The organism is Kitasatospora sp. NPDC059812, from assembly GCF_042732075.1.
In the GTDB taxonomy this organism is placed as follows: Bacteria; Actinomycetota; Actinomycetes; order Streptomycetales; family Streptomycetaceae; genus Kitasatospora.
In genome coordinates this window covers 62,270-88,526 of sequence record NZ_JBHWIO010000013.1, presented here as the reverse complement: position 1 = coordinate 88,526, position 26,257 = coordinate 62,270, and the positions used below count along the sequence as shown (strand labels likewise).

24 protein-coding genes and 1 pseudogene are annotated in these 26,257 nt (G+C 71.0%); 12 read left to right on the top strand and 13 right to left on the bottom strand.

Annotation, left to right across the window (positions count from 1 at the left end; translation table 11 throughout):
- Positions 1 to 64 precede the first annotated feature (64 nt).
- The 4 genes from ACFV6D_RS09875 to ACFV6D_RS09860 all read left to right on the top strand — a co-directional run bounded on the left by ACFV6D_RS09875 (position 65) and on the right by ACFV6D_RS09860 (position 5,861).
- Positions 65 to 1,015: a LysR family transcriptional regulator gene (locus ACFV6D_RS09875; RefSeq protein WP_380559079.1), complete on the top strand. Its 951-nt coding sequence runs from the start codon at positions 65 to 67 to the stop codon at positions 1,013 to 1,015.
- Positions 1,016 to 1,095: 80 nt separating this feature from the next.
- The gene (clpB, locus tag ACFV6D_RS09870) at positions 1,096 to 3,702 is read left to right on the top strand and encodes an ATP-dependent chaperone ClpB (protein WP_380559077.1); all 2,607 of its coding nucleotides are present in this window, start codon (positions 1,096 to 1,098) and stop codon (positions 3,700 to 3,702) included.
- Positions 3,703 to 4,014: 312 nt separating this feature from the next.
- On the top strand, positions 4,015 to 4,572 hold the full coding sequence (locus ACFV6D_RS09865; RefSeq protein WP_063348532.1) for a YbjN domain-containing protein: 558 nt from the start codon (positions 4,015 to 4,017) through the stop codon (positions 4,570 to 4,572).
- A 119-nt stretch (positions 4,573 to 4,691) separates the two neighbouring features.
- A complete protein-coding gene (locus tag ACFV6D_RS09860; RefSeq protein WP_380559075.1) occupies positions 4,692 to 5,861 on the top strand; it encodes a pyridoxal phosphate-dependent aminotransferase in 1,170 nt (389 codons plus the stop codon).
- A gap of 262 nt (positions 5,862 to 6,123) precedes the next feature.
- Here ACFV6D_RS09860 and ACFV6D_RS09855 read toward each other — a convergent pair whose 3' ends face one another.
- Positions 6,124 to 6,561 carry a hypothetical protein gene (locus ACFV6D_RS09855; protein ID WP_380559073.1) on the bottom strand — a complete coding sequence of 146 codons (438 nt, stop codon included), beginning with the start codon at positions 6,559 to 6,561 and terminating at the stop codon, positions 6,124 to 6,126.
- A gap of 160 nt (positions 6,562 to 6,721) precedes the next feature.
- Here ACFV6D_RS09855 and ACFV6D_RS09850 point away from each other — a divergent pair, with 160 nt between their 5' ends.
- Complete coding sequence (locus ACFV6D_RS09850; RefSeq protein WP_380559071.1) at positions 6,722 to 6,973, top strand: GntR family transcriptional regulator; 252 nt, start codon at positions 6,722 to 6,724, stop codon at positions 6,971 to 6,973.
- 90 nt (positions 6,974 to 7,063) lie between these two features.
- Here the strand turns inward: ACFV6D_RS09850 and ACFV6D_RS09845 are convergent, their stop codons facing one another.
- From ACFV6D_RS09845 to ACFV6D_RS09805, 9 genes and pseudogenes are all read right to left on the bottom strand, one after another.
- Entirely contained in the window at positions 7,064 to 7,225 is a 162-nt protein-coding gene (locus ACFV6D_RS09845; RefSeq protein WP_380559069.1) for a hypothetical protein, read from the bottom strand.
- Entirely contained in the window at positions 7,222 to 7,410 is a 189-nt protein-coding gene (locus ACFV6D_RS09840) for a hypothetical protein (protein ID WP_380559068.1), read from the bottom strand. The genes ACFV6D_RS09845 and ACFV6D_RS09840 overlap by 4 nt, the downstream gene beginning before the upstream one ends.
- Before the next feature lie 115 nt (positions 7,411 to 7,525).
- The gene (locus ACFV6D_RS09835) at positions 7,526 to 8,371 is read right to left on the bottom strand and encodes a helix-turn-helix domain-containing protein (protein WP_380559066.1); all 846 of its coding nucleotides are present in this window, start codon (positions 8,369 to 8,371) and stop codon (positions 7,526 to 7,528) included.
- Positions 8,368 to 9,123 (bottom strand): DUF6879 family protein, encoded by a 756-nt coding sequence (locus ACFV6D_RS09830; RefSeq protein ID WP_380559065.1) that lies wholly within the window; start codon positions 9,121 to 9,123, stop codon positions 8,368 to 8,370. The genes ACFV6D_RS09835 and ACFV6D_RS09830 overlap by 4 nt, the downstream gene beginning before the upstream one ends.
- A 937-nt stretch (positions 9,124 to 10,060) precedes the next feature.
- Positions 10,061 to 10,216: pseudogene (locus tag ACFV6D_RS09825) on the bottom strand (HNH endonuclease); the annotation flags it as partial.
- A gap of 419 nt (positions 10,217 to 10,635) precedes the next feature.
- Complete coding sequence (locus ACFV6D_RS09820; RefSeq protein ID WP_380559063.1) at positions 10,636 to 12,270, bottom strand: HK97 family phage prohead protease; 1,635 nt, start codon at positions 12,268 to 12,270, stop codon at positions 10,636 to 10,638.
- Positions 12,271 to 12,874: 604 nt separating this feature from the next.
- Positions 12,875 to 13,123, bottom strand: a complete 249-nt coding sequence (locus ACFV6D_RS09815) for a hypothetical protein (RefSeq protein ID WP_380559061.1) — start codon at positions 13,121 to 13,123, stop codon at positions 12,875 to 12,877.
- Positions 13,124 to 13,230: 107 nt separating this feature from the next.
- Positions 13,231 to 14,964, bottom strand: a complete 1,734-nt coding sequence (locus ACFV6D_RS09810; protein ID WP_380559059.1) for a recombinase family protein — start codon at positions 14,962 to 14,964, stop codon at positions 13,231 to 13,233.
- 134 nt (positions 14,965 to 15,098) lie between these two features.
- Complete coding sequence (locus ACFV6D_RS09805) at positions 15,099 to 15,713, bottom strand: TetR/AcrR family transcriptional regulator (RefSeq protein WP_063348530.1); 615 nt, start codon at positions 15,711 to 15,713, stop codon at positions 15,099 to 15,101.
- 92 nt (positions 15,714 to 15,805) lie between these two features.
- Here ACFV6D_RS09805 and ACFV6D_RS09800 point away from each other — a divergent pair, with 92 nt between their 5' ends.
- The 5 genes from ACFV6D_RS09800 to pyrE all read left to right on the top strand — a co-directional run bounded on the left by ACFV6D_RS09800 (position 15,806) and on the right by pyrE (position 21,678).
- On the top strand, positions 15,806 to 17,221 hold the full coding sequence (locus ACFV6D_RS09800) for an amidase (protein ID WP_380559057.1): 1,416 nt from the start codon (positions 15,806 to 15,808) through the stop codon (positions 17,219 to 17,221).
- 490 nt (positions 17,222 to 17,711) lie between these two features.
- Positions 17,712 to 18,242, top strand: coding sequence for a DUF2617 family protein (locus tag ACFV6D_RS09795; protein ID WP_063348528.1), 531 nt, complete (start codon positions 17,712 to 17,714; stop codon positions 18,240 to 18,242).
- 139 nt (positions 18,243 to 18,381) lie between these two features.
- Entirely contained in the window at positions 18,382 to 20,016 is a 1,635-nt protein-coding gene (locus ACFV6D_RS09790; RefSeq protein WP_380559056.1) for a polyamine aminopropyltransferase, read from the top strand.
- Positions 20,017 to 20,109: 93 nt separating this feature from the next.
- Entirely contained in the window at positions 20,110 to 21,111 is a 1,002-nt protein-coding gene (locus ACFV6D_RS09785; RefSeq protein WP_380559054.1) for an SRPBCC family protein, read from the top strand.
- A gap of 30 nt (positions 21,112 to 21,141) precedes the next feature.
- Entirely contained in the window at positions 21,142 to 21,678 is a 537-nt protein-coding gene (gene pyrE, locus ACFV6D_RS09780) for an orotate phosphoribosyltransferase (protein ID WP_380423334.1), read from the top strand.
- Between the two features lie 101 nt (positions 21,679 to 21,779).
- Here the strand turns inward: pyrE and ACFV6D_RS09775 are convergent, their stop codons facing one another.
- Positions 21,780 to 22,499 (bottom strand): DedA family protein, encoded by a 720-nt coding sequence (locus ACFV6D_RS09775; RefSeq protein ID WP_079135742.1) that lies wholly within the window; start codon positions 22,497 to 22,499, stop codon positions 21,780 to 21,782.
- A 342-nt stretch (positions 22,500 to 22,841) separates the two neighbouring features.
- Between ACFV6D_RS09775 and fbaA the strand changes: the two genes are divergently transcribed.
- Entirely contained in the window at positions 22,842 to 23,864 is a 1,023-nt protein-coding gene (gene fbaA, locus ACFV6D_RS09770) for a class II fructose-bisphosphate aldolase (protein ID WP_063348525.1), read from the top strand.
- A gap of 114 nt (positions 23,865 to 23,978) precedes the next feature.
- Here fbaA and ACFV6D_RS09765 read toward each other — a convergent pair whose 3' ends face one another.
- Positions 23,979 to 24,398: a DUF3151 domain-containing protein gene (locus ACFV6D_RS09765; protein WP_063348524.1), complete on the bottom strand. Its 420-nt coding sequence runs from the start codon at positions 24,396 to 24,398 to the stop codon at positions 23,979 to 23,981.
- 122 nt (positions 24,399 to 24,520) lie between these two features.
- Here ACFV6D_RS09765 and ACFV6D_RS09760 point away from each other — a divergent pair, with 122 nt between their 5' ends.
- A complete protein-coding gene (locus ACFV6D_RS09760; RefSeq protein WP_380559052.1) occupies positions 24,521 to 25,399 on the top strand; it encodes a DUF3152 domain-containing protein in 879 nt (292 codons plus the stop codon).
- A 19-nt stretch (positions 25,400 to 25,418) separates the two neighbouring features.
- On the opposite strand, the gene ACFV6D_RS09755 is transcribed toward ACFV6D_RS09760, so the two are convergent.
- A complete protein-coding gene (locus ACFV6D_RS09755) occupies positions 25,419 to 26,246 on the bottom strand; it encodes a sterol carrier family protein (protein WP_380559050.1) in 828 nt (275 codons plus the stop codon).
- Between the last annotated feature and the right edge of the window lie 11 nt (positions 26,247 to 26,257).

The following is a 26,257-nucleotide window of genomic DNA, read 5'->3' as shown; positions in this document are numbered from 1 at the left end:
ACCGTGCCGCCCCGGGCCGGGCTCCGGTAGCGCCGCGGGCTCTATGAGGACATAGCCTGGACCTATGGCCCTCTCCCCCCGCGTCCCCGAGCTCGGCGCCCTGGAACTGCTGCTCGCGGTGGCCCGGCTGGGCAGCGTCGGGCGGGCCGCGGCCGAACTGGGCGTGAGCCAGCCGACCGCCAGCGCCCGGATCAAGGGCATGGAGCGGCAGATCGGCGTCCCGCTGCTGGAGCGCTCCCCCCGGGGCAGTCGGCCGACCGCGGCGGGGCGGCTGGTGGTCGAGTGGGCCGGGCACGTGGTGGAGGCGGCGCAGGCGCTGGACGCCGGGATCGACGCGCTGCGCGAGCGGCGGGACGCCAAGCTGCGGGTGGTGGCCAGCCTGACCGTCGCCGAGTACCTGATGCCGGGCTGGCTGCTGGCCCTGGCCGAGGCCAGTCCGGGCACGGCGGTGACGCTGCGGACGGCGAACTCGGCGGAGGTCGCCGGGCACGTGCTGGCCGGGGACGCCGACCTCGGCTTCGTCGAGGGCCCGTCCACCCCGCCCGGGCTGGCCGGCGCCGTGGTGGCGGCGGACCGGCTGGTGGTCGTGGTGGCGCCCGGCCACCCGTGGGCGCGCCGCCGGACGCCGCTGACCGGGCCGGAGCTGGCCGCCACCCCGCTGGTGCTGCGCGAATCGGGCTCGGGCACCCGGGAGGTGCTGGAGATGGCGCTGGCGCCGTACGGGGGCGCGGTGCGGCCCCGGCTGGAGCTGGCCTCGTCCACCGCGCTGAAGGCGGCGGCGATGACCGGGGCCGGGCCGGTCTGCCTGAGCGAGCTGGCGGTGATGGAGGAGTTGGCCGTCCGGCGACTGGTGGCCGTCCCGCTGGCCGAGGGACTGGACCTGCGGCGGCCGCTGCGCGCGGTGTGGCCGGCCGGGCAGCGGCCGAGCGGGCCGGCCCGGGAGCTGCTGGGGCTGACCCGCCAGGTGCCCCGCGCGCAGCGGGTGGAACGCACGGAACGCGCGGAACGGGCGTAAAAACTTGAGCGGAATAGACTCAACTTAGTGCATGCTGTAGATAGCAGCATTGAAGGACGACGAGGGAGGACCCCCCAGCAGTGGACGCCAGCAAGTTCACCACCAAGACGCAGGACGCCCTGTCCGCCGCGATCCGGCAGGCGGGCGCGGCCGGGAACCCGGACGTCAAGCCGGTGCACATCCTGATCGCCCTGCTGGAGCAGCCCGAGGGCATCGCCCGGCCGCTGCTGGAGGCGGTCGGGGCGAACGTCACCCGGATCGACGCCGAGGCCCGCCGCCAGCTGACCGCCCTGCCCAGCGCGATGGGCTCGACGGTCGCCGCGCCGCAGCTCGCCCGGGACACCCTCGCGGTGCTCACCGAGGCCGGCAAGCGCGCCGACGACCTGGACGACCAGTACGTCTCCACCGAGCACCTGATGGTCGGCCTGGCCGCCGAGGGCGGGCCGGTCGCCGAACTGCTGGCGCAGCAGGGCGCGACGGCGAAGGACCTGCTCGCCGCGTTCAAGGACGTGCGCGGCAGCGGCCGGGTCACCTCTCCGGACCCTGAGGGCACCTACAAGGCACTGGAGAAGTACGGCACCGACCTGACCCAGGCCGCCCGGGACGGCAAGCTCGACCCGGTGATCGGCCGGGACCAGGAGATCCGCCGGGTCGTCCAGGTGCTCTCCCGCCGGACCAAGAACAACCCGGTGCTGATCGGCGAGCCGGGCGTCGGCAAGACCGCGGTGGTCGAGGGCCTGGCCCAGCGCATCGTCGCCGGCGACGTGCCGGAGTCGCTGCGCGGCAAGCGGCTGGTCTCGCTGGACCTCAGCGCGATGGTCGCGGGCGCCAAGTACCGCGGCGAGTTCGAGGAGCGGCTGAAGGCCGTCCTGAACGACATCAAGCAGAGCAACGGCCAGGTCGTCACCTTCATCGACGAGCTGCACACCATGGTCGGCGCGGGCGCCGGCGGCGACTCCGCGATGGACGCCGGCAACATGCTCAAGCCGATGCTGGCCCGCGGCGAGCTGCGGATGGTCGGCGCCACCACGCTGGACGAGTACCGCGAGCGGATCGAGAAGGACCCGGCCCTGGAGCGCCGCTTCCAGCAGGTGCTGGTCGGCGAGCCCAGCGTGGAGGACTCGATCGCCATCCTGCGCGGCCTCAAGGGCCGCTACGAGGCGCACCACAAGGTGCAGATCGCGGACGCCGCGCTGGTCGCCGCGGCCACCCTGTCCAACCGCTACATCACCTCCCGCTTCCTGCCCGACAAGGCGATCGACCTGGTCGACGAGGCGGCCTCCCGGCTGCGGATGGAGATCGACTCCTCCCCGGTCGAGATCGACGAACTCCAGCGCTCCGTCGACCGGTTGAGGATGGAGGAGCTGGCCCTGGAGAAGGAGTCGGACGCCGCCTCGATCGACCGGCTGGCCCGACTGCGGCGCGATCTCGCCGACAAGAACGAGCAGTTGAGCGCCCTGACCGCGCGCTGGGAGCAGGAGAAGAAGAGCCTCAACCGGGTCGGCGAACTCAAGGAGCGGCTGGACGACCTGAACGGCGCGCTCGAACGGGCCCAGCGCGACGGGGACTTCGAGCGGGCGTCGAAGCTGATGTACGCGGAGATCCCGGCCGCCGAGACGGAGCTCACCGAGGCCCAGGAGCGGGCGGCCGACCAGGACGCCTCCGCCTCGATGGTGAAGGAGGAGGTCGGCCCGGACGACGTGGCCGACGTGGTCGCCTCCTGGACGGGCATCCCGGCCGGCCGCCTGCTGGAGGGCGAGAGCGCCAAACTCCTGCGCATGGAGGAGGAGTTGGGCGAGCGCCTGATCGGCCAGGCGGAGGCCGTGCGAGCGGTCTCGGACGCGGTGCGCCGCACCCGTTCCGGCATCGCCGACCCGGACCGCCCGACCGGTTCGTTCCTCTTCCTCGGCCCGACCGGCGTCGGCAAGACCGAACTCGCCAAGGCCCTGGCCGACTTCCTCTTCGACGACGAGCGGGCCATGGTCCGGATCGACATGAGCGAGTACGGCGAGAAGCACTCCGTCTCCCGCCTGGTCGGCGCCCCGCCCGGGTACATCGGCTACGAGGAGGGCGGCCAGCTCACCGAGGCGGTCCGCCGCCGCCCGTACAGCGTGGTGCTGCTGGACGAGGTGGAGAAGGCCCACCCGGAGGTCTTCGACGTCCTGCTCCAGGTGCTGGACGACGGCCGGCTCACCGACGGCCAGGGCCGCACGGTGGACTTCCGCAACGCGATCCTGATCCTCACCTCCAACCTGGGCTCTCAGTACCTGGTCGACCCGGCCATCCCGGAGGACCGGAAGAAGGCCCTGGTGCTGGACTCCGTCCGGGCCGCGTTCAAGCCCGAGTTCCTCAACCGACTGGACGACATCGTGGTCTTCGACCCGCTGGGCACCGCCGAGCTGAGCCGGATCGTCGACCTCCAGGTGGCCCGCCTCGGCGACCGGCTGCGCGAGCGGCGGCTCACCCTGGACGTCTCCGAGGCCGCCCGCGACTGGCTGGCCCTCACCGGCTACGACCCGGCGTACGGCGCCCGCCCGCTGCGCCGGCTGGTCCAGTCCGCGATCGGCGACCAGTTGGCCCGGGCCATCCTGTCCGGCCAGGTGCACGACGGGGACACCGTCCTGGTCGAGCGGGACGAGGAGGGCGACCGCCTCACCGTCCGCAGCCGCGGACTGCTGGAGAAGTAGCACCACCGGCCCGGGCCGCCCGCATGACAGCGCGGACGGCCCGGGCAACACCCTTGCCGCACAGTGCAGTTGACGGCCAGATCGGCCGCAGCCGCACCCCGCCGCGCCCCGCCGGCGCCCCGGCCGCGGCACCCCTCCAACCGGACACGCTCCGTCACCATCACCGCTTGCGGCGGGCGTCGGAGCGCCCCGGACGAAGATCGACGCGTGGCCGGGTGCCCCTGTGAGGCAGGCCCCGGATGAGGCAGGATGGGAAGTGGAAAGGGCGGCCTCTCATTGCCGGCCACCACGTGCACTGAGGAAGAGGACCCCATGAGCATCGACCCGTCGTCCATCCCGTCGTTCGGCGCGCCCCAGGGCGGCGGCCAGCCCGGCGACCAGGGGCGGCCGGCCGGCCCGCCGCCGATCATCGTCCCGGACCAGGGCCTGGTGACCCAGCTGCTGGACCAGATGCAGCTCAAGCACGTCGTGGACGAGGAGGGCGACCTCACCGCCCCCTGGGAGGGCTTCCGCGTCTACTACATGTTCCGCGGCGAGCAGAAGGAGCTCTTCGCGGTGCGCGCCTTCTACGACCGCGCGTACCCGCTGGAGAAGAAGGGCGAGATCCTCGACCTCATCGACGAGTGGAACCGCGAGACCCTCTGGCCCAAGGTCTACACCCACACCCACGAGGACGGCGTGGTCCGCCTGATCGGCGAGGCCCAGATGATCGTCGGCACCGGCGTCAACCTGGACTACTTCGTCACCACCACCGCCAACTGGACCCAGGCCGCCGTCGGCTTCGAGCAGTGGATCGTCGAGCGCCTCGGCCTGCAGAACGAGATCGAGGGCGAGGACGGCGAGACCCCCGAGGGCACCAACGAGGCGTGACCCTGCCCGCCCCGCGAGCGCACGGCCCGACCACTTGGCCCCAGGTGGTCGGGCCGTCCTTGTCCCCGGCCCCCGGCTGACCCAGGATGGGGCCGACGACGACGCGTGAGGAGCCACCGATGGGCAACAGGCCGCTGCTGAACCGCCGACTGGCCGGTATGGGGACGACCATCTTCGCCGAGATGTCGGCCCTGGCCACCGCCACCGGCTCGATCAACCTCGGCCAGGGCTTCCCCGACACCGACGGCCCGGCTTCGGTGGCCCGGGCCGCTGCCGACGCCGTGCTGAACGGCCGCGGCAACCAGTACCCGCCCGGCCCCGGCATCCCCGAGCTGCGCGCCGCGATCGCCGAGCACCAGCAGCGCTTCCACGGCCTGTCGTACGACCCGGACACCGAGGTACTGGTCACCGCCGGCGCCACCGAGGCCATCGCCGCCACCCTGCTCGCCCTGCTGGAGCCCGGTGACGAGGTGATCGCCCTCGAACCCTTCTACGACTCCTACGCCGCCTGCATCGCCATGGCCGGCGCCACCCGCCGCCCGCTCACCCTGCGCGCCCCGGACTTCCGCCCCGACCTGGACGAACTGCGCACCCTGATCACCCCGCGCACCCGCCTGCTGCTGATCAACACCCCGCACAACCCGACCGGCACCGTGCTCACCGCCGACGAGCTGGCCGCCATCGCCGCCCTCGCCGTCGAACACGACCTGCTGGTCGTCACCGACGAGGTCTACGAGCACCTCGTCTTCGGCGCCACCCACCACCCGATCGCCGCCCTGCCCGGCATGCGCGAGCGCACCGTCTCCATCTCCTCCGCCGGCAAGACCTTCTCCTTCACCGGCTGGAAGGTCGGCTGGGTCACCGCGAACCCGGCCCTGGTCACGGCCGTCCGCACGGCCAAGCAGTACCTCACCTACGTCAGCGCCGGCCCCTTCCAGTACGCCGTCGCCGAGGCGCTGCGGCTGCCCGACAGCTACTTCGACGGCTTCCGCGCCGACCTACTCCGCAAGCGCGACCTGCTGGTCGACGGGCTCACCGCGGCCGGCTTCCGGGTGTTCACCCCCGAGGGCACGTACTTCATCACCACCGACATCACCCCGCTCGGCGAGAAGGACGGCATCGAGTTCTGCCGCGCCCTGCCGGAGCGCTGCGGCGTCGTCGCCATCCCGAACGCCGTCTTCTACGACAACACCGAGGCCGGCCGCAGCCTGGTCCGCTTCACCTTCTGCAAGCAGGAGGCAGTGATAAACGAAGCTATCGAAAGGCTGTCTAAGCTGCGGAAACGCTGAGGTCAGGCGCCCCGTCCAGGATCGGCCTGGACGGGGCTTTGAGGGTCTTACCGGCCGAACAGAGCCCTGACCTTCGGGGCGCACGCCGGACACGCCAGGACGGGCCATCCGGGGCCACTGACGGCCTCAACATGCGCCACTTCGGTCACGCTGTCGCTGGTGTCGCCACAACGGCGGCACGGCGGCCGGACCAGGTCGATGGCCGGTCCGTGTCCCCGTCCGGGACGACGGGCACCACAGGTCTGAACGGTCGTCTTCGTCATCACGCACCCGCCCCGATGAGCGCCTGGGCACCCTGGTAGGTGTACCCGGTGTCGGGCAGTCCTGCCGAAGCCGCTTCGAGTGCCCGCCGCCGGGCGGTTTGCCGCTGGTCTTCGAGCAGCACCGCCACCCACAGCGGGACCACTCGGACCGTGCCCGGTCGGGGAAGTTCAGGAGAGGGGTCTTCTGGGGCCTCCTGAGCCTCTGGGGTGTACGGGCGGACGGGCGCGTGATCTTCCGTGTCCAGCGGCTTCGAGCGCTCGATTACGTGCGACGGGATGTCCCAGAGTGCGGGCATCTCCGGTTCCGGCGCGATGGGCGGTGCTGGGGGCTTGGGCTGAAACGGCTCCCCCGCCGGTACGGGCAGGTACAGCGCGATCAGGCCGGCCAGCAAGACGCTGGCCCAGGCGAAGAACACCCAGGCGATAAAGTTGGTCATGTCGTCGCTCCTCGAAAGCGTCGGCCACTCCCGGGACGGTTGCAGCCGTCGCCGGGCTTTCTGTGTCCTTGACGCTATCGAGCCTGTATACGCCTGTCTACACCTAGGCATATACAGGTGTGTCTATGTACAGCTTCATGCCAGTGTGTACGGTCCAGGCGTGATTGAGTACGACCCCACCCGGCCGAAGTGGCAGCAGATTGCCGATGTCCTGCGCGAGCAGATCAGGAGCGGGGACCTCGCGGCGAATCAGCTGGTCTCAGAGGTGCAGTTGGAGCAGGCTTTCGGAGTTGCCCGGACCACGGTCCGCAAGGCGACGGCCGCACTGCGAGCCGAAGGGCTGATTGTCACGACGCCCGGCATGGGATCTTTCGTGGCGCCTTCGCGCGCGGAGGCCCCGGAAAACGACTGAGTCCGGCGGACCGTAGCGCGTTCGTACGGTCCACCGGGTCCAGGTTCCCGCTGCGCTCAGCCGCCTTCCACCAGCGGGAGTCGCGGGGCCTCAGCGGAGGCGGAAAGGGTCGTTCAACATCCGATTGCGGGCCAGCAGGGCCGCCCGCCGCTTGCGCTCTTCTGGAGACAGCGGACGACCGGACCACTCTTCGGCGTCCAGCACGGGCCGCTTGACCTTCTGTTCGAGGGCCTCTCGCGGTGCTGCGCTCACGCGTCCAGCCCCTTGCGAATCAAGGCAGCGACCAGGGCAGCCTCGGCCTCCTTGAGGTACCCCAAGGCCACCCAGGAGAAGCTGGAATCCGCGAACACGTCCGGACCACCCCGGACGAGGGTCGAGATCCCGACGGCGCGCAGCGCCTCCCGCAGATCGTTCGCCGCCGACTCCTCGGCACTCACCCGTCCGGGCTGTCCACCTGATTGAAGATCCGACATGCACGCCACTCCCTTTGACCGGCGAGGTCTCGTCATCGGAAACGTAGGGTTGGCGCGCGAAGTCGGCGGGTGGTGATTCTCAATGATTCTCACGAAGTGTCCGGCACACCCTGGCAATCACCCGATGGGCTGCCGGGCCGTACACGGCGCTCTCCGCCAGTGCGTTCCACGCCCGGATGTGAAGTGCGACGTCCGCCGGATCGTCCAACCACATCTCCGCGTGCCACGACTCCGTGATGACCAAGGTGCCGTCGTGGATCGAGAACCCGACTCCTGCGGGCACCTTCAGATCGGCCTCGAACGGCACGATCCCGAGTCGGACGTTCCCGCGTGCCAGCCAAGGGACAAGAGAATCAAGCTGATCAGCCAGTACGGACGGAGGGCAGAGCCGGGAGACAAGGGCGCCTTCCCAGACCAGGAAGTGGAACGATCTCGACCGGCCGTTGAGAGCTTTCTGGCGTTCCATGCGGGCCACCACCGCAGCGTCGACATCGCGGATCGATGGATGGACCGTGGTGTACCGGGTGAGGACGGCGCGGGCGTACTCGGCTGTCTGGAGCAGGCCGGGAATCAAGGTCGGGTCGAACGACTTGCGGTCGCTGGTCTTCTTCCCTTGCGCGGCGTGCGCCTCCTGCACGGGTCGAACACCGCCGGCGAGTTGGCGCCGCCACGATCGGTATTGCGTCTCCAAGGTACGTAGTCGGCCGACCAGTTCGGTTGCGGCACCGGGCCTGCCGACAGCCTCAGCCCATGCGACTGCATCGGCCGTGGTGGGCGACTGCCGTCCGGTCTCCAGCTTGCTGACCTTGGACTGGGGCCAGCCCAGCCGCGCGGCCAAGGCACGTCCGGACAGGCCGCTCTCGGTGCGAAGTTCACGCATCCGGGCACCGAGAGCAGACCGTGCCTGTTGATAGTCGGTGCTCACATGCCGGAAGGTACCTGAGCCAGGAACTCTGCGTAGGGCGTTGCATGGTGCCAAGCGGCATCACGGGCCTGGCAGGCACGGAGGACTTCCAGCGGGTCCGTGACCAACTCCATGCCGACGGTGCGCTCTCCTTCGAAGTGGAACCTGGCGACCGTACGGGAGTCGAACAGCCAGAAGTCCGACAGCCCGGCCAGCCCCGCCGCCTCGGCGTCCGAGCGCCACATGCACCGGATGTCCTCGCCGGCCGCCACGTTGGTCCGGGCACACGCCAGCAGATACCGCTGCCCCTCGGTCGGCGGGTTGTCCACCAGGCGCACCCGCTCGAACCTCTTGCCCTTGTCGACCATGCGGCGCACGTTCTCGAACCAGGGGTGCCCGACCTCTCCAGCGGTGTCCCCCGTCCGCAGGAACTCGGCGTAGGAGGGCATCTGCTTATCGGAGAGGTACCCGGTCCTTGTCTCCAACCGCCACGCGGTGTGCTCGAACCCATCGTTGATGAACTCGGTGATCTTCTGCTGAGGCACGAACTCCGGCACTGGCGCTGACTCCTTCGGCGCGAACCTCACGAGCAGTTCGCGGGGCACGACTACGAAGCCTTCATCGTCCTTCACGTACTTGAGTTGCGCCACGTCCTCTGGGTCCGTCACGGCGTACCCCTGCACAACCACTTCACCGGTGTCCACGTCCTCGTACAGTGTCGGGCAGTCCCCGACCCCTGACGTGCTGCCGATGACCCGTAGCCGCCTTGCCATAGCCGTTCCTCTCGCCGACAGACAGGAAGGTCCCATGATCGGCCTCAAGTGGCGCCATGTCAGCGGTGATTCTCGATTATCCTCAGACGTCAAGGCGGCCAGAAACTACGCCCGACAAGCCCGTTCAGGTGTAGCCGTCAGGCCTGTATCCGGCGCTGCACCCTGCCCTGTTGAGGAAAGGTCCCGTGACGGGCGGCCGGGGCCCCGTGACCCCCAGGCATGCCGAAACCCCCGGGCCCCTCACGCGGAGGGCGTCCCGGGGGATGGGAGGTTCGGGGGTTCTCGGGGTGCTCTACCACCTCCTTGACACTCGCTTAGACCCCCTTGAGGGGCACCTTTCTCCGGGCCTATCAGCACGGCTTCGCCTACTTGGAAGGCGAGTTGATCACTGGGGGCGCCTGGGTCCGGAGCCACACCCAGGGCGCGTCTTTCGAGCTGGGGCCGGGATCGCTGGCGGCCACGGCCGGGAACTTCCGGAGCGCCCCGCCCAGCCAGCCGGACAAGCGATCAGAACGGTGATGGTTTGGTGACGGACAGTCATGGGAAGATCCACGCCGGTCGGCAGCGAGCCGGCCAGTGAGGAGACAGTCATGCCCGAGACCACGCCCAACTCAAAGGGCCCGGCCCCGATCAAGCTCACGCCCGAGGCGACCGAACCCGTGCTGATCCCGGCCGACCAGGTTAAGCCCGAGGATATCGGCACACTGTCGATCGAGTACCGGGACGGTCAGCCCGTCGTTGTCGCCAGCGGCGGGACGGCCATTCCAGCGGGGCTCACGGTCGTGGATGGCGCCGGGAATGCTCTCGCGGCGACACGGCTGGGCCCACGTCCGCCACCACCCGGTTGGCGCCTGTGGTGGACTACCTCTGCTCGCGCTGGTGAACTGGCGCCGCCCCGGTACGGACCTCTCACAGTCTGCACCGGGGCGTCGTGCTGTCAGAACGGCGGACGCTGGTGGTCGAAGTCGCGTCGGGTCTTGGCCCGGTGACAGCTCTTGCAGAGCACCTGAACGTTGTCGTCAACGTCCTGGCCGCCCTTGGCAAGCGGCTGCCGGTGGTCGATGTCCACGCCGCTGGGCAGGAAGCGCCCACCGCAAGCGGCACAGTCACCGTGCCCGGGGTCAGATGCAGATGATCACCGTGTCTGACTTTGGCGTCCGACGCTGGTGAGCTCTCGCGCCTTCGAGTACCGGCAAGCCGTCGGTCCGGCCTGTGTCCCGCCAGCAGCCGAGGCACGACGCGTGGACGTTGCTGTGCTCGCGCCTTCCGCCATTACGGATCGGCTTCGTCCAGGCCAGCACGAGAGCAGCCACGTGGCCTTTGCCGTCGCACCGCTCACAGCGCAGTTGCACGTTCTTGAGTCCGATCTCGGCCAGTCGCGCGGCGATCTCGGTCAGCAGTGGCTCACGGTGTGGCGGTCGGCCGTGCCACCGGCAAAGGCTGGCGAGACGGGCCGCCCCCTTCCTCAGCACCCCCATGTCCAGGACACCCCCCTACCTCTGATGACCGTGATCACTGCTGGGCCGTTGCCCGCCGTCGACGGTCGCGGAGCCGCTGGGCTTCGTCGTCCGACAGCTTCGGCGCCGACACCGTGAAGCGCTTGCTCGGGTCGGCCTGGCGGTCGGCCATCTCCTGTGCGTGCTGCGCGGCCTGGGCGGCGAGCATCTCAGGAGAGTTCACGTCCGGCTCCGGCTGGTCGGCGAGCGCTCGAAGGTTCGGGGTCTTGGTCGGGAGCGTGGCGCTCACGATCTGCACCGACCCAGCTTCCTGTACCCAGACGCCGGCGACCCGGGCGAGCGCGCGGAACAGCGCGCGGTCCTGGCTGAATGCCTCCGGCGCGGTTCGTGACACCGTGATGGAGATGCCGCTGTGAAGTCCGACGAAGATTCGCGAACTATCCGCCACCACAGCTGTGTTGGCGGGAAGACGCTGAGAGACGACCGGAATCAGTCCGTAGACTCCCTCCGTCCACTGCGCGGCGGGGATCTCGGCCCGAAGCGCCTCAGCGGCCACCGGGTCGACCCACAGAACCGTGGCCTCAGCGTCGGAGGCTTCCAGGCGCTTGATAGCGGCGCTGATCTCGGCAACGGACGGGACGGCGTTCTTGGTAACTCCCTGAGCAAGAAGCCCAGTTACACGCCGAGGATCATTCGGGTCGGCAGGCCCGGCGCCGTTGAACAGCCCGTTGTCGATCCCTCGCGCCATGGCGAGCGCAAGAGACTGGTTGATACCGGCAACGAGGTCCGGACGGGCGTCCTGAAGGACTTCGGACGACGCCTTCTCCACCGCGCCGAACTTGGCCGCCCAGCAAGTCCGGGAAGGCAGGTCCGTGCCCGGCTCCGGGATCGGGGAGTTGGCGTCCACGTATCCACCGTCGACGGTCTTGACCGCCGGAAGCATCATCGAAGCCTCGTGCATGGTCAGCTTGTTCGACGCCGGGATGTTCGCCAGGAAGCGGGACTTCGGGCCGACCATGTTGACCCATAGCGCGGCCGGTTCCGTGACCGTCCACGACGCCCCGTTCGGAATGGTGCGCCGATTGACCGGGAGGAAGCCGTCCGCCGTTCGAATAGGCGCGTCGGACATGCGGGACTCACTCTCCATCGGATAGGCAGCGTCCAGGGAACGGGCGCTTGTGGTCGTCGTCGGGTAGGCCGGGTTGGTCACCGGGCCTAGTTCATAGACGGTCATCGACGTGATCACGCGGACCGGAAGGCCTGTCTCGGGGTCGTCGTCGCTGGCCCGCTCCTGCCCGCCCGGGTTGACCCGGAAGGTGAACGAGCTGCCGATCACGTCACCACGCCGGATCAACTCGGCGACGTCCTGACCGGCCTGTGTGTTCGGGACGTCGATCTCATAGCGAATCCCCGATGCATCCGCAGTAAGCCGGAGCGTTCCTGAGCTACGTCGGCCGAGCACGTTGTCCATGTTGTGGTTGAACGTGGCAAGCACGTCGCTTCGGTCTGTCGCCGGATTCCACGCAGCCGGGTCGATCCGCTCTCGGAACCCTCCGAGATCGTGACTCAGTTCGCCGAACCGGACGGCATACCCGCTGATCGTGTTGACGCCCCCGGAACTCCGGAGCGAGACGACGAACGGTGCCGTCCGCTGCTGGGCGCCAGTGTCGTGCATCAGCGCAGATGGCATGGAAACCCCTCCTTCCAGGTGCTGGTCTCTTCACCTCCTCTAGAGCGCAAGCCCTTCCTGGCGTTCTGCTGTTTTGATGGTCGATTCTGGGATGCCTTAAGGATCTCTATGGTGTGCTGAAAACAGGTACCAAAACACCAGAACGCCAGGATCCCCGCTGGGTTGATGGCAGGTCCATGCCGATACTCCGGGCGATCGACCCACGCCGGACATCGCACGATCGGCGTTGACCAAACGTCTACTGGCCGCTGGTCCACTGTGAGCACTGACCCCTTCGAGTCCCGGGAAGACCATAGTGATCAAGCGTGTAGTAGTAGGCGTGGCGGCAGCTGCACTGTTCAGCCTCGGTACCGGCGTGGCGCTTGCCCAGGCGGGTACGGACAGCACCGCACGGCCGGCTGGAGACGGGACGTACGTCCCCACGGCGGAGTCTGCGCAGGGCCGTATGGAGAACCAGGTTCCGAACTTCTGGTTTCACCATGCGAACGTGGATAGCGGTCCTGGCGTTACCCCGGCCTGGGTAGATAGCCCCGGGCACTACGCGAACTAGTTCAACAAGCCTGCCCCGCCAGCACCCTGAAGCTGGCGGGGCATCTTCGTTGCATCAGGCACTTCTCAGAGCCGCCTCACAGAGCCGACAACGCTTGTCCTCCAACTCCGGCGGATACCACGGCTCACCGGGCCGCGTGGGGCTGTAGTGGGCGTGCTCCATGGGCGTGGTGTCCCGACCGCAGAGTGTCCGGTCCTGAGGGTCCTCCGGGGCGTCCGGGTCGGCTCCGGCCGCGTGCACCAGGGCGACGGCGGGCGGGTCCTGGTCGGGGTCCAGCTCGAAGAGCACGACGATCGAGGCCACGTACCGACCATGCGCCCGGCGGCGCTGTTCTGCACTCGCCGTACGGCCGTCTGCGGGCATGAAGAAGCCCCGGCAGGCTCAGGTGCCTACCGGGGCTTCGGGGGCTGTCAGGCGGCTTGGGTGTACTCCGTTGAGTTTGCGGCCTTCGCCTTCTTCTTTGCCTTCTTCTTCTGTTTCTTCGCCAGCTTCGCCGGTTCCTCCTCCGGCTCCACCGTGCGGGGCTCCCCGGTCCAAGCGAAGTGGAAGCGTTCTGGGGTGACCTTCGTCCGTCCAGCCGCGAACTTGCGTCGGGCACATACGCCGTCGAGTGCCAACGCCAGCAACTCGCGCTTCTGCTCTACGGTGGCCTTTCCCCAAGCTTCCTGAACAAGGATGGGGTCCAGAAGATAGCCAATGTCGGCCGTCCGCTGGGGTACCGCGCTCAACGCCTTCTCTGCCGACTCCAGCTCCGCCTCGGACTCCGCCAGCAATCCTGGATAGAACTCCGCCGCTGAGCCTTCGAACTCCTTACGCTTGTAGCGAGCCGCGAACAGGTCCTCAAGTGCTGCCTTCGCGTCATCTACCCGTTCTTGCAGCGCCTTTCGGTCCATCACCACATCCGGTCGGTTAGCGGCCATCCATCGGGCGGCTACAGCCTCAAGTAGCTCGTCTCCCGGCTCAGAGGCAGTGAGCCGGGAAACCCACGCCTCGAACACGATGAGTTCCGCCGCAGTCGCCTGCACGGAAGAAGGGTTGTCACAGCCGACGGCTCGGAGCTTGTGGCGACAGGCGTAAGAAGCCCCCTGCTTGATCATGACGTGTCCGCACCCGGCACAGAACAGGAGACCGGCCAGAAGGCTGCGGGCAATCGAGCGCACTCCCCGCGCAGTCGGCTTCACTCCGAGAAGCGCCGTCCGGCCGCTGACCTTCTTACGCGCCCGCTTCTGCTGCGCCTCTGAAACCAGAGCTTCGCCGACCCGGACGCGCCTTCCCTTGCCGTCACGGTGGATCGGGTCTTCGCGGTCGTCCCAGTCGCTTGAAGGCTGATACCCGATGTAGGCAGGGTGCTTGAGGATCTTGTAGACGTGGGTCGGCGTCCACCTCCGGCCGCCAGACGACGGAATCCGGTCTGCGTTGAGCCCATGAGCGATCTTCGGACCGGTTATTCCAAGTTCGGCTTCCCGAATGATCCGCCTGACCACATCGGCCTTCGTCGGGCCGTCGATCTCGCCGGGTATCGCGGGGGAGTCGTCCGCCTTGAGCTTCCGGGTCTTCTTCACCTTCCGGAGCCCGTAGGGCGCCTTCGGCGCGAGCCAGAAGCCCTGATCCTTGGAGTACCGCCACGCGTCGGCCACGCGGCCGGACAGCTGGTCGGAGAACTCCTTCGCGTCCTCCGCCCGCCACATGATCATGCGGCGGTCCTTCGGGTTGGCCGTGTCGAGGTTGTCAGCCCCGAAGAAGATCCGGCAGCCTTCCAGCCGATCCATGATGGTGAGTACTGCAAGCGCACCCTTGCGGCTGAACCGGTCAAGCTTGTACGACCACAGGCAGCGCGTAGTACCGGACTCCAGTGCGGCAAGGCCGGAGTCGTAGCCGGGGCGCTGCACGTCCTTACTACCGGAGATGCCGTTGTCCACCCACACGTAACGCGGGCGGTAGCCGTTCCGCTCACCCCAGTTGATGCCGTCGCCAATCTGCTGGCCGACGCTCAGTTCTGTTTCTCGGGAGCCCTTTCGGGTGACGCTCTTCCGGGCATAGATGTCCATGTCCCCGTTGGGGTCAAGGATCTTGTACGGCGCGGCGGTTACGGCGGGTCGCCCGAAGGTGTCGCGGGCGGTGGTGGTCTTGGTGGCGGTGGCCATGGGGCGCTCTCCCGGCGTCCGGCCCCCACTCGATGTGAAGGGGCGTCCGTACCGCCAGAGAGCGCAAGGGCTTCCCCGTTGGTACGTCCGTCTTCACCTTCTGCAAGCAGGACTCCGTCCTGGAGGAAGCGGTGTCACGGCTCCAGCGCCTCTGAGCCGTCGCCCGGCCGCCGCCCGAGGCCGGACAGGTGGGCGTTCAGGATCGCCCGGGCCTCGGGTGCGGTGAGGCGGCCGACGAGGACGTGCGTGGTGAGCCCGTCGGCAAGGGCCAGCAGCGTCTTCGCCTCCCGGGCGGCGTCCGGCCCGGCCGCCGGCGAGGCCTCGGCGATCAGCCGGGCGAACAGGCCCTCCAGGGCGGCGTAGTCGGCGTTCAGCGGGCCCGCCAGCCGCTCGTCGACGGCGGCCTGTGCGACGAAGGCCAGCCAGACCCGCGCCTGGGAGCGCTGTCCGTCGCCGAGCAGCGCCACCTCGGCGGCCGCGTGTGCCAGGGCGGCGGCGGGCGAGGGCGCCGGGTCGTCGGCGGGGTACGCCTGGACCCGGGCGGTGATCTGCTCGCCGACGTGGCCGAGGGCGAAGCGGAGCATCTCGTCCTTGGTGCGGAAGCAGCGCTGGACGGCGCCGGTCGACACCTGCGCGCGGTCGGCCACGTCGCGCAGGGTCACCCCTTCCAGGCCGCGTTCGTCGGCGAGCCGGCAGACGGCCTCGGCGATCCGTCGGCGTCGGCCGTCGTGGTCCACCTGTCTGGGCACGGGCTCCCCCTCCGATTTATTCGATGCACTCGTATCGGTTCCCAGGCTACGGTACCGATACGAGCGCATCGGAACGAGGAGGGGAGTACGTCATGCAGGACGCCCTGTGGCGACTGACGGCCACCGCGCAGGCGGCGGCGGTACGCGGCAAGGAGGTCTCGGCCGTCGAACTGCTCGACAGCCACCTGGAGCGGATCAGCGCGGTGAACCCGCAGGTGAACGCCGTCACCCAGGTCCTGGCGGAGCGCGCCCGGGCACAGGCCCAGGAGCTCGACCGGCGCCTGGCCGCGGGCGAGGACCCCGGCCCGCTGGCGGGCGTGCCGTTCACCGTGAAGGAGACCACCGCCATCGAGGGCGTGGCCACCACCTTCGGGGTGCCGCGCTTCCGCGACCTGGTGGCGCGGGCCGACGCTCCCCCGGTCGCCCGGCTGCGCGCGGCCGGGGCCGTACCGATCGGGCACAGCAACATGCCCACCATGATCCTGGCCGGGATGCACACCCGCAGCGAGCTCTACGGCGACACCGCCAACCCGTGGGACCGCGGCCGCACCCCGGGCGGGAGCAGCGGCGGCGACGGCGCGGCCGTCGCGACCGGCCTGGCCGCGCTCGGGCTCGGCAACGACTCCGGCGCGTCCATCCGCGTCCCGGCCTCGTTCTGCGGGGTCGCCGGGCTGAACCCGTCCAGCGGCCGGTTCCCCGCCGACCACCGCGCGTTCGGGCCGCAGGACCCGGGGCCGGCCTCCCAGTGGCTGGTCTCCGACGGCCCGCTCGCCCGGAGCGTCGCCGACCTGCGGCTGGCCTACGAGGTGCTGGCCGGCCCCGATCCGCGCGACCCGCGCGCCCTGCCCGTGCCGCGCTACGGCGAGCCGCTGCCCGGGCCGGTGAAGGTCGCGGTGGTGGCCGATCCGGGAGGCCACGGCGTCCACCCGACCGTCCGGGCCGCGGTCGACCGCGCGGCGGCGGCGCTGCGGGACGCCGGGTACGACGTGCGCGAGGTGGCGGACGTCCCGCGGCTCGACGAGGCCCTGGAGGTGTGCGACCGGATCACCATGACGGAGTTCGCGCCCAAGTGGCCCGCCGTACGCTCCCTGCTCGGCCCGGGCGGCGACCGCTACATCGAGCTGACGATGGCCCGCACCCCGCCCGCGACGGCCGCCGAGCTCATGGAGCTGATGGGGAGCTGGCTGGGCATCCGCCGCTCCTGGGCCGAATTCCTGGACGAGTACCCGCTGCTGCTCGGACCGGTGTTCACCGAACCGCCGGTCGAGCCGGGCATCGAGTCCCGGGACGCGGCCGGGTGGGAGCTGGTCCGCACGGCGATGCGGCTGTGCAAGGTGACCAGCTTCGCGGGGCTGCCAGCGGTGGCGGTGCCCACCGGCCTGGCCGACGGACTGCCGACCGGGGTGCAGCTCGTCGGGCGGGCGTTCCGGGAGGACCTCTGCCTGGAGGCGGCGCAGGCGGTCGAGGACCGGCTCGGGGTCCTCGCGCCGATCGACCCCCGGCCGTGAGGGGAGCAATGATGGCCCGGCGAGCGGGCTGGACTTCCTCAACTCGCCTGACAGTCATGCCTGGTTGACACCTGGTTGACGATTGAATGATGCCTGTGAGGCAATTCCCTCAACCTCGGCGGAACGCTCCGACCGCCCTGCCCGCCCGGTGCGTGCAGGGCGGTGGCGCACGAGGCGCGTGCCCGGCGCACTACCAGCGTGCACGGCGCACGACCCGGTCATAGGGGCGCGCGCTGTGCAGAGTCGCACACCGGGTCGATCAGAGCCGGGAAGCAGGTGTGCTCGAAACGGTGAATGCTTGACAAAGTTGGGTAAATCACCGGCGGACCCGGCGTATTCATGCTTCTCTGCTGCTGAATCTCCAGCCGGAATCCCTCCTTCCACGGTCGGCCGCGCCCAGGGCCGCACAGCCACGAACAGCCTCGCCATCGCCTAGGCCTACTCGGTGCTGCTCGGCGGGCGCGCACGGAGCTGAAACGCGGAGCCGAGCATGCTCACCACACTGCAGACCTCCTACACGGACACCCGCGCCGGTGACCTGGCCTGGTGCCTGGGCGGCGACCCGCTGCCCGCTCTCGCGGTCCGCGACCTGAGACTCGACGGAGGCGGCCACCCCGCCACGGCCGGCACCCTCCAGCTGCGACTGCTGGGCGCTTCGCACCAGGTGGTGATCGCCGCCGGCCCCGGCGAGTGCCTGGAGACCGTCGCCTGCCTGCCCGGCCGCCGCACCCCGCTGCCGGCCCGGGTGGCCAAGCAGGTCGGCGGCTGGGAGTACGAGTTCGCGGCCCGGATCGAGGCGCTGCCCCCGCACGACTTCGCGGCCCGCGCCCAGGAACTGCTGGCCCTGGTCGAGGGCCACCCGCGCGGCCTGGCCGGGGTGTTCCCGGGCGACCCGAGCGCCTTCACCGCGCTGGTCACCCAGGGCGGCGCCGACCGGCTGCTCTGGCGGACCTGGCACGCCTACCCGCAGGAGGGCCGGCTGGTCTGCACCCGCTCCTCGCTGGTGGTGTCCGGGGCATGACCGCCGGCCGCCCGCCCAGGGTCACGGATCCCTCCATGGCCTATGAATCGCACGCAGGAACGATTCGTCAATCCGGCGTCCCGCACTGTCCGTCGAATGGGCGCAGCTATCCGTCCCGAACGTCCCCTAGCGTTTGTTCGTGATCAACCATCCGGCCGGTCCACCCGCCCGCTCGCGAGTGGACCTCGACGACGGCGACCCACCCCGGCCCGGGCGGAGCCTCGCCCCCCTGCCCGCCCGCCGTCGGTCCCGGCTGCGCTCCCACCCCCGGCTGGCCCGCCTCACCGTCCTGCTCGCCGCGTTCGTCTGTGCGGCCTGCGGACTCGTCTACGAACTCGAACTCGTGGCGCTCGGCGACTACCTGCTCGGGGACGCGGTCACCCAAACCTCCGTCGTGCTCTCCGTCATGGTGTTCGCGATGGGCCTCGGCTCGCTCCTCGCCAAACGCCTCACCCGGCAGCCCGCCACCGCCTTCGCCCTGGTCGAATGCGCCCTCGCGCTCACCGGCGGCCTCTCCGTCCTCGCGCTCTACTCCTGCTGGGCCTGGATCGGCCGCTACCAGGCCGCCATGGTCGGCCTCACCTGCCTCATCGGCATCCTCATCGGCGCCGAGATCCCGCTCCTGATGACCCTCATCCAGCGGATCCGGCGCGAGGACGCCGGCCGCGCCGCCGCCGACCTCTTCGCCGCCGACTACGTGGGCGCGCTGATCGGCGGCCTCGCCTTCCCCTTCCTCATCCTCCCCGGCCTCGGGCCCGGCGACGGCGCCCTCGTCACCGGCGCCGTCAACGCCGTCGCCGGAGCCGCCGTCGTGCTCTGGCTCTTCCGTGAGGAACCCGCCCCCCGGATACGGCTCCTGCTCTGGGGCGGCTGCGCGCTCGTCCTCGCCCTGCTCGCCGCGGCCGCCGCCGGCTCCGGCGCCATCGAACGCGCCGCCCGGCACGCCCTCTACGGCGCCCAGGTCCGCTTCGCCGCCCGCAGCCACTCCCAGGAGATCGTGCTCACCGGCCCCGCCGAAGGCCCGCTCCGGCTCTACCTGAACGGCCGTCTCACCGTCTGCGGACCCGACGAGTACCGCGGCAGCGAAGCCCTGGTCCACCCGGCGATGGCCGCCGGCCCGGACGCCCGCGTCCTGCTCCTCGGCGGCGGCGACGGCCTCGCCCTGCGCGAGGTGCTCCGGCACCGCGGCGTCCGCTCCGTCCGGCTCGTCGACGCCGACCCCGAGCTCCCCCGGCTCGCCCGCACCGACCCCGGGCTCGCCGCCCTCACCGACCACTCCCTCGACGACCCGCGCGTCCACGCCACCGCCGCCGACCCGATGGCCTGGCTGCGCGGCGCCACGACCGGCGGACCGTACGACGTGGTGCTCGCCGACCTGCCCGCGCCCGCCGACGGCGGACCGGTCACCTTCCACTCCCAGGAGTTCTACGGCCTCGCCACCCGGCTGCTCTCCCCCGGCGGCCGCGTCGCCGTCCGGGCCGGCGGCGACCCGGGCGGCCTCTGGCCGATCGAGTCCGGCCTGCGCACGGCTGGGCTGCAGACCGTCCCGTACGCCGTCCAGGGCAGCGCCACCGCGAGCTGCCGCCCCGACCCGCCGGGCGCCGCCCAGACCTTCCTCCTCGCGGCCGCCGCCCGGCCCCCGCTCACCCTCGCCCCCGACGCCCCACCGCCCCGCGCCCTCACCCCCGACGCCCTCCGCGGCTCCGCCACCCGCCTCGCCGCCCTCCGCCCCGCCCACCCCCCGGCCGCCCTCACCCTGCTCGGCCCCCGCTGAGCCGGGGGCGCGGGGCGGGACACCGGTGGTCCCGGGGAAGTCGGGTGGCGGTGGGTAGGGACCGGGCGGGGTCGGGTCGGTAGGCTCCCTGACATGGAGCATGAGGTTGTCGTCCCGATGCCCGCCGAGTTGGTGCGGCAGGCCTTGCAGGATCCGGCTCTGCTGGCCCGTAGCGTGCCGGGGCTGAGCACCGAACCGGCCGCGGTCGGCGCAGGGCCGGCGGAGGAGATCGGCGGCCGGCTGAAGCTGCGGATCGGCGGCTCCACCATCACGTACAAGGGCGTGCTGTCCCTGATCGAGGGACGCGAGGGCGTGCTGACCGTGTTCGCCGAGGGCCAGGAGGCCCGCGGCAGCGGCGAGGCGACCGCCACCGTCCGGGTCAGCGTCGCGGACGGCGCCGAGGACGGCACCGCGGTGGTCCGCTTCACCGGCGACCTGAGCGCCACCGGCCGGCTCACCGAGTTCGACGAGGAGACCCTCGACGCCGCCGGGCGCCGCATGCTGGACCGGTTCGCCACCGCGCTCGCCTCCCCGGACGCCGAGCCCGAGCCGGAGAGCGAGAACGACGGCGAGGGCGACCCGGAGACCGGCAGCGAGGCCGAGGCCGGGACCGAGACCGAGACCGGGACCGACGCCAGCGTGGTGTTCATCGAGGAGCACCAGGACCAGCCCGGCGACGACCTCGACGACGACCTGTCCGACCTGATCGCCTTCTCCGACGCCGACGCCGAGCGCTTCGGCCTGCCCACCGGCGGCGGCGACGAGGACGGGCCCGAGGAGGGCGTCGCCGAGGAGCTCCCCGCCGAGCCGCTCTTCGAGTACGAGGAGGAGCCGGCGGGCGGCGGCCCGGTGCGCCGCAGCATCGTCGGCCGCTCGGCCGAGGAGGTGGACCACGCGCCGCCGCGCGGGCGGTACGCCCCGGCGCTGCCGGCCCGCAGTGCCCGGGCCCGGGCGGCGTCCCGGTGGGGCGGCGAGGCCGGCGGGATCGTGGTGCCGGGTTCGGGCGGCCGCAGCGCGGTGCCGTGGGTGATCGGCGGCGGGGTCGCGCTGCTGGGTGGCGCCGTGGTGCTGGTCAGGGCCTTGCGTCGGCGCTGACCCACGGGAGAGGGCCTAGACTGGACGCTCATGAGCAACGACCGCGACGCCCTGCTGGCACAGATCAAGGACAAGGCCGTCGTACACGGCAAGGTCACCCTTTCCTCCGGCAAGGAGGCCGACTACTACGTCGACCTGCGCCGGATCACGCTGGACGGCCAGGCCGCCCCGCTGGTCGGTCGGGTGATGCTGGACGCGACCTCGCACCTGGAGTACGACGCCGTCGGCGGTCTGACCCTGGGCGCCGACCCGGTGGCCGCCGCGATGCTGCACGCCGCCGCCGCGCGCGGGCGTGAGCTGGACGCCTTCGTGGTCCGCAAGGCGGGCAAGGCGCACGGCCTGCAGCGCCGGATCGAGGGCCCGGAGGTCAAGGGCCGCCGGGTGCTGGCGGTCGAGGACACCTCCACCACCGGTGGCTCGGTGCTGACCGCCGTCGAGGCGCTGCGCGAGGCGGGTGCCGAGGTGGTCGGCGTCGCGGTGATCGTGGAGCGCGGCGGCGCGGCCGCGGTCGAGGCGCAGGGCCTGCCGTACGTGACCGCCTACAACCTGGACGACCTGGGCCTCTGAGCCCGGCCGGACCTGACAGCACGAAGGGGCCGGGTCCTGTTTCACGTGAAACGTGAGACGGGACCCGGCCCCTTCGCGTGTACTGCGCGAAGCCCCGGTGCTCAGCCGCGCCGGTGGCGGCCGCCGCTCTGCACGGCGTCGGCCTCGGTGCTCTCCACGGCGCCGCCGGCCTTCCGCTTCTTGCGCTCGCGCAGGACCTCGATCAGGATCGGCGAGATCGAAAGCAGGACGATCAGCAGCACCGCCGGGATCAGGTACTTGTCGATCACCGGGGCGAGCGCGTCGCCGAAGAAGTAGCCGATCAGCAGCATGGACTCGGTCCAGAGCACGCCGCCGACGACGTTCCACAGGAAGAACGTCCGGGCGGGCATCTCCAGGGTGCCCGCGACCGGGTTGAGGAAGGTCCGGACGATCGGCATGAAGCGGGCCAGCACCACGGCCTTGCCGGGCCCGAACTTGTTGAAGTACTCCTCCGCCTTCATCACGTACTCGCGGCGGAAGATCTTCGACTCGGGCTTGTCGAACATCTTCGGCCCGACCTTGACCCCGATCAGGTGCCCGAGCTGGGCCCCCGCGACCGCGGCCACCGGGGCGCCGACGAGCAGGACGGCGATCGGCAGCTTGGCGCCGTCGCCGAGCACCGACGAGGCGGCGTTCGACGCCGCGACGCCGGCGATGATCAGCAGTGAGTCACCCGGGAAGAAGAAGCCGACCAGCAGGCCGGTCTCCGCGAAGATGATCGCGATCAGCCCGATGGCGCCGACGGACGAGATCAGTGATTTGGCGTCGAGAAGGTTGACGGCCAGCTGGTTGTAGTCCACGGCCGCAGGATAGCTGGCCGTTCTGTCCGGAGGCTTCGCCCGGCAGGTGTATCCGGTGTCCGCCGAACGTCGTAGGAGCGGGCCGTCCGCGTCGTCGCCGGCGACGGTCCGACTGGCGGGCTCCTGCTGACCTGCGGGCACGAGTCTGGGAGGATGGCACGGGCGTCCGGTCCGCAGCGGCACACCACCCTCATTGCCGTACCGCGGAGGTCGCTCGAACCTTGGTGCCGGAGAGCCACACCGCAGCGCCGCGCGTCGGCGGCCGGCACGGAGTCGTACCGAAGGCGTACACAGCGTCGGACAGCACCGTCCGTACGCCGCAACCCGACAGGAGCGGATCGCATGCCCATCGCAACTCCCGAGGTCTACAACGAGATGCTGGACCGGGCCAAGGCGGGCAAGTTCGCCTACCCGGCCATCAACGTCACCTCGTCGCAGACGCTGCACGCCGCACTGCGTGGTTTCGCCGAGGCCGAGAGCGACGGCATCATCCAGATCTCGACCGGTGGCGCGGAGTTCCTGGGCGGCCAGCACAACAAGGACATGGTGACCGGCGCCGTGGCGCTGGCCGAGTTCGCGCACATCGTCGCCGCCAAGTACGACATCACCGTCGCGCTGCACACCGACCACTGCCCGAAGGACAAGCTGGACGGCTACGTCCGCCCGCTGCTGGCGGTCTCCGCCGAGCGCGTGGCCAAGGGCCAGAACCCGCTGTTCCAGTCGCACATGTGGGACGGCTCGGCCGAGACCCTCGCCGACAACCTGGCGATCGCCCAGGAACTGCTGGCCCAGGCCGCCGCCGCCAAGATCATCCTTGAGGTCGAGATCACCCCGACCGGCGGCGAGGAGGACGGCGTCACGCACGAGATCAACGACGAGCTGTACACCACCGTCAACGACGCCGTGCGCACCGCCGAGGCGCTGGGCCTGGGCGAGAAGGGCCGCTACCTGCTGGCCGCCTCGTTCGGCAACGTGCACGGCGTCTACAAGCCGGGCAACGTCGTGCTGAAGCCGGAGCTGCTGCGCGAGCTGCAGGACGCGATCGGCAAGCAGTACGGCAAGACCGACCCGTTCGACTTCGTCTTCCACGGCGGTTCGGGCTCGACCGCGGCGGAGATCGCCACCGCGCTGGAGAACGGCGTCGTGAAGATGAACCTGGACACCGACACCCAGTACGCCTTCACCCGCCCGGTCGTGGACCACATGTTCCGCAACTACGACGGCGTGCTGAAGGTCGACGGCGAGGTCGGCAAGAAGAACACCTACGACCCGCGCACCTGGGGCAAGCTCGCCGAGGCGGGCATGGCCGCCCGCGTGCTGGAGGCCGCGCAGCAGCTGCGCTCGGCCGGCAACCGCCTGAAGTGAGCCCGGTGGCCGGGCTGAGCCCGGCCACCGTGTGAACGCGGATGCGCCCCCCGGTGGACTTCACCGGGGGGCGCACCTGTGTTGTGGGTCCGCTGCCTCAGCAGCCGTGCGGGTCTACTGCTTCAGCTCCGCGTACGCCTCCGCGCTGCTGTCCTTCAGGAACTGCCAGCAGCGGGCCTCCTCCTCGGTGTCCTTGATCGCGCCGGCCGCCCGTGCAAGCCCGGCCAGGCAGCGCAGGAAGCCGCGGTTGCCGCGGTGCTCCCACGGCACGGGGCCGTGGCCCTTCCAGCCGTTGCGGCGCAGTGCGTCCAGGCCGCGGTGGTAGCCGGTGCGGGCGTAGGCGTAGGACTCGACGTAGCGGCCGGCCGCGTAGGCGTCGTCGGCGAGCATCGCCCAGGCGAGGCAGAAGGTCGGGAAGTCGGCGGCCACCTGGGTGGGTGAGGCCGATTCCTCCGCCAGCATGCGGTAGGGCTGCTCGTCCTCCGGGAGAAGGGTCGGGTCGGGGCCGTCGAGAAGATTCCGGTGAATCGCCATGCAGGCAGTCTGCCACCCGAGACGCCAGGGTCAACCGCCGTCCCGGGATCAGCGGCGGCCGCCGGGCGTCTGCATACCCGGTATGTGGACATTCACCCGTTCGCCATGTCAGGGTGTCGATCATGCCCGCAGCCAGATCCGCCGCCAGGAGCAGCAGTGCCCGCGGCCGCCGACGCCGCCGGCCGCCGCGCCGGCTCGGGCCCGGCATGCTCGCGGCGCTGGTCACGGCGGTGGCGGTGCTGGGCGGTACAGCGGCCGTGCTGACCCGCTCCTTGGACGCGCCCGACGGCGGGCCGACCGCCCAGGCGCGGATCGCCCCGCCGACCGAACAGGCCCCCTCGCCCGCCGGCCCGACACCGACCCCGACGCCGACCGACACCCCGAGCGAGCCCCCCGCCCCGCCCTCGCCGCCCGCCCCCACCACGCCCGACCCCGGCCCGGCCAAGGGCGCGGGCACCTTCAGCATCGCCGCCGCCACCGCCCAGCCGGTCGGACGCGGCACCGTGCGCCGCTACCGGGTGGAGGTCGAGGACGGCATAGGCATCGACGCCGCCTCCGCCGCCGCCCAGATCCACGGCTTCCTCGGCGACAAGCGCGGCTGGACCAACGACCGCAAGAACGGCTTCCAGCTGGTCGCCGGCGGCGGGTACGACTTCACCGTGAAGATCGCCTCGCCGGCCACCGTGGACCGGATCTGCGGCGCCTCCGGCCTGGACACCCACGGCGAGGTGAACTGCAACGTCGGCAACCAGGTGCTCGTCAACTCCAAGCGCTGGAACACCGGTTCACCGCAGTTCAACGGCCCGCTCGACGAGTACCGGGCGCTGATCATCAACCACGAGGTCGGCCACCGGATAGGCCACGGGCACGAGACCTGCCCCGGCCCGGGCAAGCCGGCGCCCGCGATGATGCAGCAGATCTACGGGCTCAAGGGCTGCGAGCCGAACGCCTGGCCGTACTCGGAGAACGGCACCTACCTCAGCGGGCCGTCGGTGCCGTAGGACGCCCCCTGAAGCGCGGCTACCCGAGCACCGGCAGGTACTCCCGCAGGTCGCTGCGCTCGCCGGAGGCGGAGACCGCCGCCGCGTCCACCGCGGCCGCCCAGTCGGCCCGGCCGGTGGCCAGCCGGATCCAGGTCAGCGGGTCGGTCTCGACCACGTTCGGCGGGGTGCCCCGGGTGTGCCGGGGGCCCTCGACGGCCTGCACGACGGCGTACGGCGGGATCCGCAGCTCGACCGCGCCGCCCGGCGTGCGGTCGGCGAAGGCGTCGGCCAGCAGCCGGGTGACGGCGGCGACGGCCTGGCGGTCGTGCGGGAAGCCGTCGAGGCCGAGCGCGGCGGCCAGGTCGTCGGCGTGCACGACGGCCTCCACCAGCCTGGTCACCAGCATGTCGGCGAGGGTCATCGAGCCGAGCCGGATCTCGAACCGCCGTACCGGGTCGGCGGCTTCGGGCCGGTCCAGCAGGCCGGTCAGCGCGTCCGCCGCCCGGGTGAAGGCCTGCGCCACCGAGGCCGCGTCCCCGCCGAAGTCGCCGGCGGCCCTCGCCCGGGCCTGCTCGTCGAGCAGCGGCGCGACCGTGCCGACCGCGGCCACCCACCCCGGCAGGTCCAGCGGCGCCCGCCCCTCCAGCGGATCGTCGAGGTGCTCGGGGACGAAGGCGAGCTGGACGGCGAGGTGCGCGATCAGCTCGCGGACCGTCCACTCCCCCAGCCTGGTCGGCCGGGCCAACCACTGCTCGGCGTCCGGGCGTTCACAGAGCTGCCGGACGGCGTCGCGCAGCGCGCCGGTCTGCGCCGCGAGCGCGGTGCGCACCTTCTGCGGCTGGTAGGTACGGGGCTTGGGGGGCATGGCCCCCAACA

Excerpts from the sequence above, each read along its gene's own strand:
- ACFV6D_RS09855 (WP_380559073.1), bottom strand. The coding sequence starts at position 6,561 with ATGACCAACTTTATCGCCTGGGTGTTCTTCGCCTGGGCCAGCGTCTTG.
- ACFV6D_RS09800 (WP_380559057.1), top strand. The coding sequence starts at position 15,806 with ATGCAGGACGCCCTGTGGCGACTGACGGCCACCGCGCAGGCGGCGGCG.
- ACFV6D_RS09860 (WP_380559075.1), top strand. The coding sequence starts at position 4,692 with ATGGGCAACAGGCCGCTGCTGAACCGCCGACTGGCCGGTATGGGGACG.
- ACFV6D_RS09755 (WP_380559050.1), bottom strand. The coding sequence starts at position 26,246 with ATGCCCCCCAAGCCCCGTACCTACCAGCCGCAGAAGGTGCGCACCGCG.
- ACFV6D_RS09875 (WP_380559079.1), top strand. The coding sequence starts at position 65 with ATGGCCCTCTCCCCCCGCGTCCCCGAGCTCGGCGCCCTGGAACTGCTG.
- ACFV6D_RS09795 (WP_063348528.1), top strand. The coding sequence starts at position 17,712 with ATGCTCACCACACTGCAGACCTCCTACACGGACACCCGCGCCGGTGAC.
- ACFV6D_RS09785 (WP_380559054.1), top strand. The coding sequence starts at position 20,110 with ATGGAGCATGAGGTTGTCGTCCCGATGCCCGCCGAGTTGGTGCGGCAG.
- ACFV6D_RS09760 (WP_380559052.1), top strand. The coding sequence starts at position 24,521 with ATGCCCGCAGCCAGATCCGCCGCCAGGAGCAGCAGTGCCCGCGGCCGC.
- ACFV6D_RS09765 (WP_063348524.1), bottom strand. The coding sequence starts at position 24,398 with ATGGCGATTCACCGGAATCTTCTCGACGGCCCCGACCCGACCCTTCTC.
- ACFV6D_RS09830 (WP_380559065.1), bottom strand. The coding sequence starts at position 9,123 with ATGGCAAGGCGGCTACGGGTCATCGGCAGCACGTCAGGGGTCGGGGAC.
- pyrE (WP_380423334.1), top strand. The coding sequence starts at position 21,142 with ATGAGCAACGACCGCGACGCCCTGCTGGCACAGATCAAGGACAAGGCC.
- ACFV6D_RS09865 (WP_063348532.1), top strand. The coding sequence starts at position 4,015 with ATGAGCATCGACCCGTCGTCCATCCCGTCGTTCGGCGCGCCCCAGGGC.
- ACFV6D_RS09820 (WP_380559063.1), bottom strand. The coding sequence starts at position 12,270 with ATGCCATCTGCGCTGATGCACGACACTGGCGCCCAGCAGCGGACGGCA.
- fbaA (WP_063348525.1), top strand. The coding sequence starts at position 22,842 with ATGCCCATCGCAACTCCCGAGGTCTACAACGAGATGCTGGACCGGGCC.
- ACFV6D_RS09810 (WP_380559059.1), bottom strand. The coding sequence starts at position 14,964 with ATGGCCACCGCCACCAAGACCACCACCGCCCGCGACACCTTCGGGCGA.